This window comes from Nonomuraea fastidiosa (assembly GCF_042751225.1).
GTDB lineage: Bacteria > Actinomycetota > Actinomycetes > Streptosporangiales > Streptosporangiaceae > Nonomuraea > Nonomuraea fastidiosa.
The window spans coordinates 1,058,058-1,071,346 of record NZ_CP170570.1; the positions used below are offsets into that span (position 1 = coordinate 1,058,058).

General features: G+C 71.6%; 14 protein-coding genes and 1 tRNA gene. 4 read left to right on the forward strand and 11 right to left on the reverse strand.

Going from position 1 to position 13,289, the window contains the following annotated elements; all coding sequences use genetic code 11:
- Positions 1 to 11: 11 nt before the first annotated feature.
- Positions 12 to 809 carry an NAD(P)H-binding protein gene (locus ACFMQL_RS04740; protein ID WP_364067141.1) on the reverse strand — a complete coding sequence of 266 codons (798 nt, stop codon included), beginning with the start codon at positions 807 to 809 and terminating at the stop codon, positions 12 to 14.
- Between the two features lie 78 nt (positions 810 to 887).
- Between ACFMQL_RS04740 and ACFMQL_RS04745 the strand changes: the two genes are divergently transcribed.
- Positions 888 to 1,319, forward strand: coding sequence for a hypothetical protein (locus tag ACFMQL_RS04745; protein ID WP_364067143.1), 432 nt, complete (start codon positions 888 to 890; stop codon positions 1,317 to 1,319).
- On the opposite strand, the gene ACFMQL_RS04750 is transcribed toward ACFMQL_RS04745, so the two are convergent.
- Positions 1,306 to 1,758 (reverse strand): hypothetical protein, encoded by a 453-nt coding sequence (locus ACFMQL_RS04750; RefSeq protein WP_364067144.1) that lies wholly within the window; start codon positions 1,756 to 1,758, stop codon positions 1,306 to 1,308. The genes ACFMQL_RS04745 and ACFMQL_RS04750 overlap by 14 nt on opposite strands.
- 45 nt (positions 1,759 to 1,803) lie before the next feature.
- Between ACFMQL_RS04750 and ACFMQL_RS04755 the strand changes: the two genes are divergently transcribed.
- Together ACFMQL_RS04755 and ACFMQL_RS04760 are read left to right on the forward strand one after the other, a co-directional pair.
- The gene (locus ACFMQL_RS04755) at positions 1,804 to 2,781 is read left to right on the forward strand and encodes a YafY family protein (RefSeq protein ID WP_364067146.1); all 978 of its coding nucleotides are present in this window, start codon (positions 1,804 to 1,806) and stop codon (positions 2,779 to 2,781) included.
- 193 nt (positions 2,782 to 2,974) lie between these two features.
- Entirely contained in the window at positions 2,975 to 3,328 is a 354-nt protein-coding gene (locus tag ACFMQL_RS04760) for an SPW repeat protein (protein WP_364067148.1), read from the forward strand.
- Positions 3,329 to 3,497: 169 nt separating this feature from the next.
- Here ACFMQL_RS04760 and ACFMQL_RS04765 read toward each other — a convergent pair.
- The 4 genes from ACFMQL_RS04765 to nadD form a co-directional block, all read right to left on the reverse strand.
- Positions 3,498 to 3,570 (reverse strand) — tRNA-Ala (locus tag ACFMQL_RS04765).
- Between the two features lie 221 nt (positions 3,571 to 3,791).
- The gene (locus tag ACFMQL_RS04770; RefSeq protein ID WP_378784687.1) at positions 3,792 to 4,421 is read right to left on the reverse strand and encodes a histidine phosphatase family protein; all 630 of its coding nucleotides are present in this window, start codon (positions 4,419 to 4,421) and stop codon (positions 3,792 to 3,794) included.
- A 46-nt stretch (positions 4,422 to 4,467) separates the two neighbouring features.
- Entirely contained in the window at positions 4,468 to 4,863 is a 396-nt protein-coding gene (rsfS, locus tag ACFMQL_RS04775) for a ribosome silencing factor (protein WP_364067152.1), read from the reverse strand.
- Between the two features lie 102 nt (positions 4,864 to 4,965).
- Positions 4,966 to 5,583 carry a nicotinate-nucleotide adenylyltransferase gene (gene nadD / locus ACFMQL_RS04780; protein ID WP_364067154.1) on the reverse strand — a complete coding sequence of 206 codons (618 nt, stop codon included), beginning with the start codon at positions 5,581 to 5,583 and terminating at the stop codon, positions 4,966 to 4,968.
- An 87-nt stretch (positions 5,584 to 5,670) separates the two neighbouring features.
- Between nadD and ACFMQL_RS04785 the strand changes: the two genes are divergently transcribed.
- A complete protein-coding gene (locus ACFMQL_RS04785; protein ID WP_378784688.1) occupies positions 5,671 to 6,690 on the forward strand; it encodes a M48 family metallopeptidase in 1,020 nt (339 codons plus the stop codon).
- 174 nt (positions 6,691 to 6,864) lie between these two features.
- On the opposite strand, the gene ACFMQL_RS04790 is transcribed toward ACFMQL_RS04785, so the two are convergent.
- The 5 genes from ACFMQL_RS04790 to obgE all read right to left on the reverse strand — a co-directional run bounded on the left by ACFMQL_RS04790 (position 6,865) and on the right by obgE (position 13,188).
- Positions 6,865 to 8,676, reverse strand: coding sequence for a protein kinase (locus ACFMQL_RS04790; protein WP_378784690.1), 1,812 nt, complete (start codon positions 8,674 to 8,676; stop codon positions 6,865 to 6,867).
- Between the two features lie 82 nt (positions 8,677 to 8,758).
- Positions 8,759 to 8,935, reverse strand: coding sequence for a hypothetical protein (locus ACFMQL_RS04795; RefSeq protein ID WP_364067159.1), 177 nt, complete (start codon positions 8,933 to 8,935; stop codon positions 8,759 to 8,761).
- A 49-nt stretch (positions 8,936 to 8,984) separates the two neighbouring features.
- The gene (locus ACFMQL_RS04800; RefSeq protein WP_364067161.1) at positions 8,985 to 10,259 is read right to left on the reverse strand and encodes a glutamate-5-semialdehyde dehydrogenase; all 1,275 of its coding nucleotides are present in this window, start codon (positions 10,257 to 10,259) and stop codon (positions 8,985 to 8,987) included.
- Positions 10,260 to 10,281: 22 nt separating this feature from the next.
- Positions 10,282 to 11,400: a glutamate 5-kinase gene (gene proB, locus ACFMQL_RS04805; protein WP_364067162.1), complete on the reverse strand. Its 1,119-nt coding sequence runs from the start codon at positions 11,398 to 11,400 to the stop codon at positions 10,282 to 10,284.
- Positions 11,401 to 11,835: 435 nt separating this feature from the next.
- A complete protein-coding gene (gene obgE / locus ACFMQL_RS04810) occupies positions 11,836 to 13,188 on the reverse strand; it encodes a GTPase ObgE (RefSeq protein ID WP_364067164.1) in 1,353 nt (450 codons plus the stop codon).
- Positions 13,189 to 13,289: the final 101 nt, after the last annotated feature.

A 13,289-nucleotide genomic window follows, 5' to 3' on the forward strand; every position in this document is an offset into this window, starting at 1 on the left:
AGGAGCCGACCTCAGACCTTGCCGGGACGATCCCCGCTGGAGCGCCCGGCCAGGTAGTCGTCCCAGGTGATAGCGCCCGCAGGGGCCGCCTCGGTGACGAGGTGACCGGCGCGGAAGGCACGGCCGAGCGCGCCGGGGACGCGTACCCGCAGCACCGGCCGCCGCAGCCCGCGCACCCGCAGCCACCGCCGTACGGCCTCCTCCATGGTGAGGGTCTGGGGCCCGCCGTACTCCTCGATCGCACCGGCGGGCCCGCGGGCGACCACCCCGGCCAGGTGCCCGGCCAGGTCGCGTACGTCCACCGGCTGAGCCGGGACGCCCGGATCGACGACCATGACGCCGAACCTGGCCATCCCCTGGAACGCCTCGGCCACGAACTCGTGAAACTGGGTGGCCCGCACGATGCTCCAGGGCACGCCGCCGTCCCGGACGAGCCGCTCAGCGCGTACCTTCGTACGGAAATATCCCCACGGCACCCGATCCACGCCCACGATCGAGACGTAGACGAGATGCCGCACCCCGGCCTCGCGCGCCGCCGCGAGCAGCGCCGCCGTGCCGTCGAGCTCCACCCGCCGGGTGTAGCGCCCCTTGTACGGCGCCGAGGCCAGGTGCAGGACGACGTCGGCCCCCGACACGGCCTCGGCCAGGCCATGCCCGGTCGTCAGGTCCGCCACCACCCATCGCACGCCTCCTGCGCCGGCCCTGCGTGACCGGCTCACGGCCCGCACGTCGTACCCGGCCGCGACCAGCTTCTCCAGCACCGCGCGGCCGAGCCGCCCGCTGCCTCCTGTGACGAGTACAGATGTCATGCAGGCTGGACGACACAGCCGGGAGAAGTGTGACAATGTCGGCGTAAATCCCTATCACGCAGCTCGTCTGAGGGGATCATGACGCGAGAGCAGCCCGGCCCGCACGAGCCCGCCCCCGACTCCGCTCCCGAACACACCCCCGGCCCTGACCCCGCTTCCGATCGCACCCCCGACTTCGAGCCCACCATCAACCTCGATTCCGGCTCCGCTCCCGGCGCCGACCCCGACCGGACGATCAGGCACCGCTTCCCGCGCCCGGCTCCGCTCCCCCAGGGCTCGGCGGAGTCGCCCCATACGCAGCGGCTCCCGTACACCCCCGACCTGCTCCCCGACGTGCCCGTCTACGAGGCCAAGCCGCCCAGGTCCGCCTGGTGGTGGGTGATCGTGGCAGGCGGGCTCGTCCTGCTGATCGCCGCCGGGGCCGTCGCCGCCGTCCTGTGGGCACGCAGCAACGCCGACGCGACCACGCGCCCGCTCCCCGCCGCGACGCAGGCGGTCACGCCCGGCTGAAGTCCATCGTCCAGTTCGTCTCCCACGTACGCCCTCCGTCATCGGAGAACGCCTGCTCCCACCGGGCCGCGCCGGGGCCCATCACCGTCCAGACGAACCTGCACCGCACCCGCCGCCCCGCCACGGTCTCCTCGCCGTGGAACTTCCCGCGGTCCCCGTCGAACCCGCCCACCATGGCCGAGGTGTCCAGCCGCCCCGTGGCGCTGTTCGCCCAGTAGATGGCCCATTGCCCGGCCCGCACGTCGTACAGCCGCACGGTCATCCCGCTGAACCCCTTGGTCGGGAACTCGATCTCATCGACGCTGGCCGCGCCGCCGAAGTGCCGGGTGGCCACCGAGAAACCGGGGAACTCCTCCCATGCGCCGCTTCCCGACAGAGGCTTGATGAGGCGGCGGCTGAGGACGTTCCAGCGGCCGGCGAGGAAGTCGAAGTCGTTCATGCGCGGCACGGTAAGACCGGGTCACTGACAGGTAGTGTCAGCGATGTGCGTGCCTCCCGCTTGGTCTCCATCCTGTTGCTGTTGCAGACACGGGGCCGGATGACCGCGCAGGAGCTGGCGGAGCGGCTTGAGGTGTCCGTACGCACCATCTACCGCGACGTCGAGTCCCTCCACGCGGCCGGTATCCCCCTTTACGGCGACGCGGGCCCCAAAGGGGGATACCGGCTCCTGGACGGCTATCGCACCCGCCTGACCGGTCTGACCGCCGACGAGGCCGAGTCGCTGTTCCTCGCCGGGCTGCCCGGCCCCGCCGCCGAACTGGGGCTCGGGGCGGTGGTGGCGGCGGCGCAGCTCAAGCTGATGGCCGCGCTGCCGGTGGAGCTGCGCGACCGCGCCGGACGCATCCAGGAACGCTTCCTCCTCGACGCGCCCACCTGGTACCGGGACCCCGAGCCGGTCACCCACCTGCCGGCCGTGGCCGACGCCGTCTGGAACGAGCGTCCCCTCCAGGTCCGCTACCGCCGCTGGCGGGCGCCTCAGGAGGTGGAGCGGCGGCTGGAGCCGTACGGGCTGGTCATCAAGGCCGGACGGTGGTACCTGGTGGCGCGCTCCGGCGAGCACGTCCGCACGTACCGCGTCTCGCAGATCCTCGACCTGCACACGCTGCCCGGCGGGTTCGCCCGGCCGGAGGATTTCGATCTGCAGGCGTACTGGCAGGGGTATCTCGCCGAGTTCGAGGCCCGGCTGCGCTGGGGCGAGGCGATCGTACGGCTGTCGCCGCGCGGCGTCGAACGCCTGGCCGACCTGATGACGCCCGGCGTGGTGGCGGCGGCCAGAGAGAGCGCCTCAGCGCCCGACGAGGAGGGCTGGACGCAGGTGACGGTGCCGATCGAGTCGATCGAGCACGCGGTGTGCGAGTTCCTGCGCCTGGGCACCGACGCCGAGGTCCTGTCGCCGCCGGAGTTACGCGAGCGGATGGCGACGACGACATACGAGCTTGCCGCCCGCTACAACCGCCGGTGATCGAGCCGGCGCGAAGGCCCCCGCCCGGCCCTGCCGAAGTGCCGCCGAACGCCCCGCTACACCTCACGTGCCGGGACGTACACTGTGGAAAAGGTCACATAGCACAGTGGAATCGCTGCCACCCCCGCCGGGTTGCAGCGATCGACTGACCGAAAAGGCCAGCCGAGTACAAACGCCGATGGCGGAGGTTCTCATGAAGGCATGGTCACGCTGGCAGGACTGGGTCACCCTGGTCGCCGGCATCTACGCGGCACTCTCCCCGATCTGGGTCGACGGCGCTTCGGGTGCCGCCGCTTCACTGATCGTCCTGGGTGTCCTCATCGCGCTCACCTCGCTCGTCTCCCTGGCGAAGCCGGGCACCGTGGCGACGGAATGGCTCAACGCCCTGTGGGGTGTGCTGCTGTTCGTCGCTCCGTGGGCCATCACGTACACCGAGGGCCAGGGGGCGTCCTGGACGTCCTGGGTCGTCGGGGTGGTCACGGTGGTCCTCAGCCTCACCGCCGTCCCTGCGAGCCGCGCCGCACACCGCGAGGCGGCCCAGCACTGACCCGTTCCTCCCCTCAAGGCCGGGCTCAGCGCCCGGCCTTTTCCCATGCTCACGGGCGCCGCGGCACCGCTCCGTCCGGCGGCGCCGCGCGCACGATGTCCCGCTGCTCGGAGCGCCCCGCACAGCAAAAAACCTTGCCCGGCGATCAGCGGGGCAAGGCTTTCGAACGTGGAGCTATGGGGATTCGAACCCCAGACCTCCTCCATGCCATGGAGGCGCGCTACCAACTGCGCTATAGCCCCTGGTCACCGCTCCGAGTCCACCCGTTGCGGCGCTCCGAGAGCATATAGCCAACCGCCCCGATTCACCTAATCGCAACCGTCCCAGTCACCCCGGCAGACCTCACCCGCCACTCCGGCGCCATGCCCGGGCATGCGAAAAGCCGGGTACAGCCCGTTCACACAGGCCGCACCCGGCGGGAGGGAGGCAGACCTACAGGCCGGGACCGCACCCGGGCAGGTGGTCAGACCTCCGCTTCCGGCTTGTCGTCGCTGCGCACCGGCTCGGGCAGCGTGCCGGCGTTGTGCTCGAGCAGCCGCCACCCGCGCCGCCCTTCCTGCAGCACGGACCAGGAGCAGTTGCCCAGCCCGCCGATCGCCGGCCAGAGCTGCTCGGGCAGCCCGAGCAGCTCGCAGATGCCCAGCCGCAGGGCGGCGCCGTGGGAGGCGACGACGAGCAGCCCGTCGTCGTCGAGGCGGGCCGCCCAGCGCCGCATCGCATTGGCGACCCTGGTGGCGACCTCGGTGACGGGCTCTCCGCCCGGAGCCTCCCAGGCGGCGTACTCCTCGGGCCACCGGGCGGCGATCTCCTCCCGGGTCAGCCCCTCCCATTCGCCGCCGCCCCGTTCGCGGAAGTCCTTGTCGATCGCCACGTCGAGGCCGACGAGCCTGCCCAGGGCCTGCGCGGTGTCGTTGGCCCGCTGGAGGTCGGAGGAGACGATCATGGTGGGCCGCAGTGCGGCCAGCAGCGAGGCCGCACGCTCGGCCTGCGCCATGCCGGTCTCGTCGAGGGGGATGTCGGAGTGGCCCTGGAAACGCTGCTCGACGTTCCACAGGGTCTGTCCGTGACGCAGGCACACGATCCTTCTGCTCATGCGGACCGCTCGCAATCGGCGCGAGGCGCCAGGTCGTGTCGGTCGGTCACGCGCGCGCCCGCTGGAGATTGGCCTGCATGACGCTCTCCGGCAGCGTGATGGCCGGGCAGTCCTTCCACAGGCGCTCGAGGGCGTAGAACGTGCGGTCCTCTTCGTGCTGTACGTGCACGACGATGTCGATGTAGTCGAGCAGCACCCACCGCCCTTCACGCTCGCCTTCGCGGCGTACGGGCTTGGCGTCGGCCTCGGTGCGCAGCCGCTCCTCGATCTCGTCGACGATGGCGCGAACCTGGCGGTCGTTGGTGGCGGAGCAGAGCAGGAAGGCGTCGGTGATGACGAGCTGTTCGCTCACGTCGTAGGCCAGAATGTCATCGGCCAGCTTGTCGGCCGCGGCCTCCGCGGCGATGCGCACGAGCTGGACGGCCTTGTCAGATGCGGTCACGATGCGGGTCTGTCCTCCTGTGTCGGCAGCATGCCCTTATGTTGAGGGTACCCTTCCGGGCCGAAACCCCTCACCTACGCCACGAGGACGCCCTGAGCAGGCTCATCCGGCCGAGCGATACAGCCCTCGCTTGTTGATGTACTGCACGATTCCGTCGGGCACCAGATACCAGATCGGTTCGCCCTTGGCGACGCGCTGCCGGCACTCGGACGACGAGATGGCCAGCGCGGGGATCTCCAGCAGCGTCACCCGGCCCTCCGGCAGGCCGGGGTCGTGCAAGGTGTGCCCGGGGCGCGTACAGCCGACGAAATGGGCGAGCTGGAACAACTCGTCGGCGCTCTGCCAGCCGAGGATGGCGCCGAGCGCGTCGGCGCCGGTGATGAAGAACAGTTCGACCTCAGGACCGTAAATTTTCGAGATATCGCGCAAAGTGTCGATCGTGAACGTCGGTCCCGGACGGTCGATGTCCACCCGGCTGACGGAGAAGCGCGGGTTCGAGGCGGTCGCGATGACCGTCATCAGGTAGCGGTCCTCGGGCGCCGACACCTCCCGCTCCGACTTCTGGTACGGCCGGCCCGTCGGCACGAAGACCACCTCGTCGAGCTGGAAGTGGTGAGCCACCTCGCTGGCGGCGACGAGGTGCCCGTGGTGGATGGGGTCGAACGTCCCACCCATCACACCTACTCGCCGCTTCCCCTGCACACCAGGCGCATTCATCATGAAACGGACCTTACGCGGACGCTTCCGGACAACTCGACGGCACCCCCCTTCAGGATGACCGCGCATCACTTCCGTTGCGGACGTAGCATGCCGGGCATGACGACCACCCCGGACCGCAATCGCGTCCAACTGCCAGGCATCTCGTCCCGAGCCTACGAACACCCCGCAGACCGGTCCGCCCTGGTCGCTCTGCGCAAGTTGAGTGGGTTCGATACCGTTCTCAAGCAGATGTCCGGCCTCGTCAGTGAGCGCCGGCTCCGCTTGATGTACCTCGCGTCGGCCGTACGAGTGAGCGAGACCCAGTTCCGCTCCCTCTACGACATGGGCCGCGACGCCGCCTACACCCTCGACCTGCACCGGATCCCGGAGATCTACGTTCAGCAGGACCCGCAGGTGCAGGCGAAGGCGATCGGCTTCGACGACCCGTTCATCGTCGTGACCACCGGTCTGCTCAACCTCATGAACGAGGAGGAGCAGCGCTTCGTCATCGGCCACGAGACCTCCCACATCCTGTCGGGGCACGCGGTCTACCGGACGATGCTCGACATCCTCACCCGCCTCGCCACCCGCGTCGCCTGGATCCCGCTCGGCTACATCGGCCTGCGGGCGATCGTCGCGGGCCTGGAGGAGTGGTACCGCAAGTCCGAGCTGTCGTCCGACCGCGGCGGCCTGCTCGTGGGGCAGAACCCCGAGTCGGCCAAGCGCGCGCTGATGAAGCTCGCGGGCGGTGACTACACCCACGAGATGAACATCGAGGCGTTCCTGGAGCAGTTCCAGGAGTACGACACCGCGGGCGACCTTCGCGACGGCTTCCTCAAGGTGCTCAACCTGCTCGGCACGACCCACCCGTTCGCGGTGGTGCGCGTGGCGGAGCTGGACAAGTGGCAGCGCAGCGGCGAGTACGACCGGATCATCGGCGGCGACTACCCCCGTCGGGAGGACGACGCCAGTGCGAGGGTCACCGACGAGATCAAGGCGGCGGCGGAGTCCTACCGCGCCTCCTGGCAGCAGTCGCAGGACCCGTTCATCGGCGTGCTACGCGACGTCGCCGAGGGCGCGGTCAACGCGGGCGAGCGCATCTTCAACCGCTTCGCCCGCCGCGACTGAGCACTGCACCGCCCCAGGTGCGTACGACACCGCTGAGTACGACACCGCCTCCGCGCGGCGGATCCGCCTGATCGGCCGCGCCGGCCCGCCGCCCGTAGCGGCGGGCCACCATGAGCCTCACCGGCGAGCCGCAGGCGCACGGGACCCCGCGGCGAGAAGGCGGCGAGCCGAGGGTCAGAGCAGCAGGGCGATGGCGCGTACGGCGGCCGCGCACAGCGCGACGAACCCGCCCAGCACGGCCAGCGCGCGCAGCCCTTCCCTGCGCAGCTCGGGCAGCCGCTGCCCGACCCGCTCGATCTCGCGCCCGGTGATCCCGCCGCAGAGCATCCCGAACACCACCCCGGCCACGGTCACGGGCGCGGCCTCCTGCCACCAATCGGGCGTGATCTCACCGCCGCCGGTCGCCCACAGCGCACCGCCCGCCGCCACCGCGACGGGCACGCCAGGCCACACGACCGCCGACGAGGCCGCCCCGGCCAGCGCGACGGGGAAGAGCAGCACCCGCAGCAGCACCCGCATGCGCCGGGAGCTGCGCTTCCAGACCATCCAGTGGCTCATCCACAGGGTCCTGGTCAGCACCACGAACAGCGTCGTGATGGCGATCGAGGCGATCGGCCAGATCACCGACACCACCACGCACGGCACGGCCAGCACCGCGAGCAGCAGCAGCGCGCCGTTGCCCGCGGGCAGCGTGGTGTGCGTCTCGCGCAGCCCGGCGGTCTTGCGCCGGTCCTGCGTGGCCGTCCTGCTCCTGACGGCCGCCGCCGTACGCTGCCGCGACGCGGTGACCTTGGCCCTGGGCCCGGTGGTCTTGCCGTCCCCGCCGGTACGTCCGCGCGGCGGCGGCACCTTGCCCTCGGCCCGGCTGCGCGCGAGCGCCTGCCCCTTGCCGTCGGGCACCGCCCGGCTCCCGGCCCGGCCGCTCTCGGGCACGACCCGCCCGGCACGCCCGCCTTCCGGCAGAGCACGCCCGGGACGCCCGCTCTCCGGCACGGCCCGGCCGCCCCGGCTGCGCGGCGGCGGCACCTTGCCCTCGGCGGGCACATTGGGCCGGCTCCTCGCTCTGGCCTCGCCGCGCGGCGTCGCGGCCTCATCCGGCGCCGCCCTGCCGCGCGCGGCCGTACCCTTGCCGGACTCCTCCGCAGCGTCGGCAACGCGCCCTGAGGCCGCCTGAGGCTCGCTCTCAGCCGCGCTCGTGGCCTTGGCCAGCCTGGACAGCCGATCGGCCAGCAGAGCCGCCGTGGGCCGCTTACCGGGCTCCCTGTTGAGCGCCGCCCGTATCAGCGGCAACAGCTCCACCGGCACGCCCTTGAGGTCGGCCTGGCCGTTGAGCACCGCGTACATCTGCGCCTCGGCCGTGCCCCGCCCGAACGTCGGCCGCCCCGTCGCCGCGAACGCCACCGTCGCGGCCCAGGCGTGCACGTCGGCGGGCGAGTCGACCTGCTCGTCGGCGAAGATCTCCGGCGCGGTGTAGCCGGGCGTGCCGAGGAACGTACCGGTCATGGTCAGCCGCGTCGCGTCGAGCACCTGGGCGATGCCGAAGTCGATGAGCACCGGGCCGCGCGCGCCCATGATGATGTTGCCCGGCTTGAGGTCGCGGTGCACGACGCCGGCCGCATGGATGATCGCCAGCGCGGCGGCGATGCCCTGCGCGAGCTCGACCAGCTCGGAGACGTCGAGCGGGCCCTCCTTGCGGACGCGCTCCAGCAGCGTGTCGCCCTCGATGTGCTCCATCACCAGGTACGGCCGCGCGCCGTCGAGGTCCGCGTCGAGCACTTTGGCGACGTACGGGCTCTCGACCCTGCGCAGCGCTCGGACCTCGCGCTCCAATCGGATGCGCGAGGTCTCGTCTTCGGCTAGGTCGTGCAGGACCTTGAGCGCGACTCGCTCGCCGCGGCGGGTGGTCGCGAGATACACCTCGCCCATGCCACCCCGGCCGAGCCGCTCGACCAGGCTGTACGGCCCGACCTTGCCGAGCTTGCTCACCGTCCCTCCCCGCCCGGCGCGCCCATAAGGGACACAACCCTAGCGCCGGTGCCGCTGTCACCGCTTGAGGCACGCCGAAGGTTTATCGGCGTGTGTGGTCGGAGAGCATGCTGTCGAGCCGCGTGACAGGCTCGTCCGACAGCCGCCTGCGCCCTTTCCCGCGCCAGTTGACGTGACCTCGGCGCTCCAGCCACAGCATGAGCCGGTCCGCGCCGAACAGCACCGCAGCGGAGAAGGCGAGGGCGACGACGATTTCCATGTGCCCCAGTCAAGCGACGCCACCCGCGCCGGTCAGGCCGACACGCCGACTAACCGGCCACCACCGTGCCCTCTGACGTGCGCAGATGTCCTTCGCCCGTGTAGACCCACTTGGTCGAGGTGAGCTCGGGCAGGCCCATCGGGCCGCGCGCGTGCAGCTTCTGGGTGGAGATGCCGATCTCGGCGCCGAACCCGAACTCGCCGCCGTCGGTGAACCTGGTGGAGGCGTTGACCGCCACGGCGGCCGAGTCGACGAGCGCGACGAACCGCCGGGCGGCCCGCTGCGACCGGGTGACGATGGCATCGGTGTGGGCGGAGCCGTAGCGCCTGATGTGGGCCACGGCCTCCTCCAGCGAGCCGACCACGGCGGCGGCGATGTCGAGCGAGAGGTATTCGGCGGTGAAGTCGTCCTCGGTCGCGGGCACGACCTGCGGGTCGTAGGCGGCGATCCGCTCGTCGCCGTGGACGGTCACGCCGGCCTCGCGCAGCGCCGCCAGCGCCTTGGGCACGAACGCGTCGGCGATGTCCTCGTGGACGAGGAACGTCTCGGCGGCGTTGCACACCGACGGCCGCTGCGCCTTGGCGTTGACCAGGATCTGCACGGCCAGGTCGACGTCGGCCTCGGCGTCGACGTAGACGTGGCAGTTGCCGACGCCGGTCTCGATCACCGGCACCGTGGACTCCTCGACCACCGAGTTGATCAGGGACGCGCCGCCTCGCGGGATCAGCACGTCGACCAGGCCGCGGGCCCGCATCAGCTCCTTGACCGAGTCGCGGCTTCGTCCCGGCACGAGCTGGACGGCCCCGGCCGGCACCTCGGTGCCCTCCAGCGCCTCCTGCATGACGCGGACGAGCGCGGTGTTGGAGGAGTAGGCGCTGGACGAGCCGCGCAGCAGCACGGCGTTGCCGCTCTTGAGGCAGAGCGCGGCGGCGTCGACGGTGACGTTGGGGCGGCCCTCGTAGATGATGCCGATCACGCCCAGCGGCACCCTGATCTGGCGCAGCTCGAGACCGTTGGGCAGGGTCGAGCCGCGCACCACCTCGCCGACCGGGTCGGGCAGATCGGCCACCTGGCGTACGGCCTCGGCGATGGCGGCGATCCTGGCCTCGTCGAGCCGGAGCCGGTCGATCATCGCCTCGGATGTGCCCTGGGCCTTGGCCCGCTCGACGTCCTCGGCGTTGGCCGCGACCAGCTCGGCGGCGTGGGCGATCAGGGCGTCGGCGAGGGCGCGCAACGCCCGGTCCTTGGGCGCCCGCGGCAGCGGGGCCAGCTCGGCGGCGGCCTCTCGTGCCGCGCGGGCGACGCTCAGGAACTCTTCGGACATCGCGTGCTCCTCGTTGGAACGTTCAGTTGTGGGATTCCAGTATGACCATGTCGTCGCGGTGGATCAGCTCGCGTTCGTATTCGGGGCCCAGCGTGCTCGCGAGTTCCTTGGTCGAACGCCCGAGCAAGCCGGGGATCTCGGCGGCGTCGAAGTTCACCAGCCCGCGGGCCACCACGCCGCCGTGCGGGGCGCACAGGTCCACGGGATCGCCCGCGGCGAAGTCGCCCTCCACCGAGGTCACCCCGGCGGGCAGCAGCGACTTGCGGCGGCCCACGATGGCCTCGACGGCGCCCTGGTCGAGGTGGAGCCGGCCGCGCCCGGTGGTGGCGTGGGCGAGCCACAGCAGCCGCGTGCCCGGGTGGCGGCCGTCGGGGTGGAAGTAGGTGCCGACGTCGGCGCCGGCCAGCGCCTGGGCCGCGTGGGCGGCCGCGGTCAGCACCACGGGCACGCCGGCTCCGGTGGCGATCCTGGCCGCCTGCACCTTGGTCACCATGCCGCCGGTGCCGACGGACGCGCCGTTCTTGCCCAGCTCGACCCCGACGAGGTCCTCGGGGCCGCGGATCTCGGCCAGCCGGCGCGAACCGCTGCGGCTCGGCGGGCCGTCGTAGAGCGCGTCGACGTCCGACAGCAGAATGAGCGCGTCGGCGTGGATGAGATGCGTCACCAGCGCCGCCAGCCGGTCGTTGTCGCCGAAGCGGATCTCGTCCGTGGCCACCGTGTCGTTCTCGTTGATGATGGGCACGATGCCGAGCTCCAGCAGCCGGTTGAGGGTGCGCTGGGCGTTGGCGTGGTGCGCGCGGCGCATCATGTCGTCGGCGGTCAGCAGCACCTGGCCGACGCGCAGCGAGTAGCGGGCGAAGGAAGAGGTGTAGCGGGCCACCAGCACGCCCTGGCCGACGGATGCGGCGGCCTGCTGGGTGGCGAGGTCGCGCGGTCGCGTGCTCAGCCCGAGCGGGCCGAGGCCCGCCGCGATCGCTCCGGAGGAGACCAGGACGATCTGCGTCCCGGCCCGGCGCCGCGCCGCCAGCACGTCCACCAGGGCATCGACCCTATCGACGTCGATCGTTCCCTGAGGGGTGGTGAGCGAGGAGGAGCCGACCTTGACAACGACTTTCGACGCTGAGCTGATCTGTTCCCGCACGTGTGGAAGCCTATCCGCTCGCACCAGGACGGCTTGAATCGTGCTCAACCCCTGAGACGGGCCGGAAACCGGCTCGGGACACCGACCTGACGCACCGGCTCCACGGCCGCCCACCGCCCCGGAGAACGGCCCCCGGCCCAACCGTCCGGGCAGCCGCGGAAGCCGCCCCACGCGGCCACTGAACCCCCGCGGACGGCGCTTCTGCGCGGACGAGCCCGCGTCTTCGGAGCGGGGTGTGGCGGTCGCTCGCGCTCTCCGCACGGACCGTACGGACCTCACGGGCCGACCCAGCCGTCCGACCTCATGGGCCGACCGACCCAGCCGTCCGATCTCACGGGCCGACCCCGTCCGATCTCCCGGCCGACCCAGCCGTCCGCGAGGGGCGGAGGCCGGTGCGGGGCCGGCCGTCCGTGAACGAACCGGCCGGCGCTGTGGTCAGCCGAGCCGGTTGTCGGTGCCGCGCGGCCCCTGCCGTACGGACTCGGCGTTCACCGTCGGCTGCCAGTCGAAGACGTAACCGCCCTCCATCGGCCCGATGACCACCTCGGCCCCGGGCTCGGCCCCGGCCTTGACCAGCTCCTCCTCGACTCCCAGCCGCTCCAGCCGGTCGGCGAGGTAGCCGACGGCCTCGTCGTTGGTGAAGTCGGTCTGCCTGATCCACCGTTCCGGCTTCTCGCCGGTGATCTGGAACAGGTTGTCGTTGACCCGCCGCACCTGGAACCCGGCCTCGCCGAGCTGTTTGGGCCTGATCACCAGGCGCGTGGGCTCCTCGATCGGCTTGGCGGCCCTGGCCGCGGCGACCCACTCGCCCATCGCGTACGCCAGCTCGCGCAGCCCCTCGCGGGTCGCCGCCGAGATCGTGAAGACCCGCAGCCCCCGCTCCTCGAACTCGGGCCTGACCAGCTCGGCCAGCTCACGCGCGTCGGGCACGTCGGTCTTGTTGAGCACGACGAGCCGCGGCCGGTCCTCCAGCTTCCCGTACGCGTGCAGCTCGGCCTCGATGACCTCGTAGTCGGTGATCGGGTCGCGGCCCGGCTCCATGGTCGCGCAGTCGATGACGTGCACGAGCATGTCGCAGCGTTCGACGTGGCGCAGGAACTCGTGCCCGAGCCCCTTGCCCTCCGACGCGCCGGGGATCAGCCCGGGGACGTCGGCGACCGTGAACACGTTCTCGCCCGCGGTCACCACGCCCAGGTTGGGGATCAGCGTGGTGAACGGGTAGTCGGCGATCTTCGGCTTGGCCGCGCTCAGCGCCGCGATGAGCGAGCTCTTGCCCGCGCTCGGGAACCCGACCAGCGCGACATCCGCGACGCTCTTCAGCTCCAGCACCACGTCGAGCTCGTCGCCCGGCTCGCCGAGCAGCGCGAACCCGGGCGCCTTGCGCTTGGCGGTGGCCAGGGCCGCGTTGCCCAGACCGCCACGGCCGCCCTGCGCGATGACGTACCGCGTACCGGCGCCCACGAGGTCGATCAGCACCTCACCTGTGGCGGCGTCCTTGACCACGGTGCCGTTGGGCACCGGCAGGATCACGTCGTCGCCGTTGGCGCCGTCGCGGTGTGAGCCCTGCCCCTGCTTGCCGTTGGGCGCCTTGCGGTGCGGGCGGCGGTGGTAGTCGAGCAGGGTCGCCGTGTTGGGGTCGACCTCCAAGATGACGTCGCCCCCGCGCCCGCCGTTGCCCCCGTCGGGGCCGCCGAGCGGCTTGAACTTCTCCCGGTGGATGGAGGCGCATCCGTTCCCTCCGTCACCGGCCTTGACGTGCAGGACCACCTGGTCCACGAAGTCCGGCATGCCCTTATCCCTCCATCGCCCCGCAAGGAGGCCTCTCATACCCAAACGCCCCGGCCGTTATGGGAGCATCCCGGCCGTACGAACAGCAAAAGGGGCGGATC

Coding starts and splice junctions, on each gene's coding strand:
- ACFMQL_RS04745 (WP_364067143.1), top strand. CDS start 888: ATGACGCGAGAGCAGCCCGGCCCGCACGAGCCCGCCCCCGACTCCGCT.
- ACFMQL_RS04795 (WP_364067159.1), bottom strand. CDS start 8,935: ATGGAAATCGTCGTCGCCCTCGCCTTCTCCGCTGCGGTGCTGTTCGGC.
- ACFMQL_RS04740 (WP_364067141.1), bottom strand. CDS start 809: ATGACATCTGTACTCGTCACAGGAGGCAGCGGGCGGCTCGGCCGCGCG.
- nadD (WP_364067154.1), bottom strand. CDS start 5,583: ATGATGAATGCGCCTGGTGTGCAGGGGAAGCGGCGAGTAGGTGTGATG.
- ACFMQL_RS04760 (WP_364067148.1), top strand. CDS start 2,975: ATGAAGGCATGGTCACGCTGGCAGGACTGGGTCACCCTGGTCGCCGGC.
- ACFMQL_RS04800 (WP_364067161.1), bottom strand. CDS start 10,259: ATGTCCGAAGAGTTCCTGAGCGTCGCCCGCGCGGCACGAGAGGCCGCC.
- ACFMQL_RS04750 (WP_364067144.1), bottom strand. CDS start 1,758: ATGAACGACTTCGACTTCCTCGCCGGCCGCTGGAACGTCCTCAGCCGC.
- obgE (WP_364067164.1), bottom strand. CDS start 13,188: ATGCCGGACTTCGTGGACCAGGTGGTCCTGCACGTCAAGGCCGGTGAC.
- ACFMQL_RS04785 (WP_378784688.1), top strand. CDS start 5,671: ATGCCGGGCATGACGACCACCCCGGACCGCAATCGCGTCCAACTGCCA.
- ACFMQL_RS04770 (WP_378784687.1), bottom strand. CDS start 4,421: ATGAGCAGAAGGATCGTGTGCCTGCGTCACGGACAGACCCTGTGGAAC.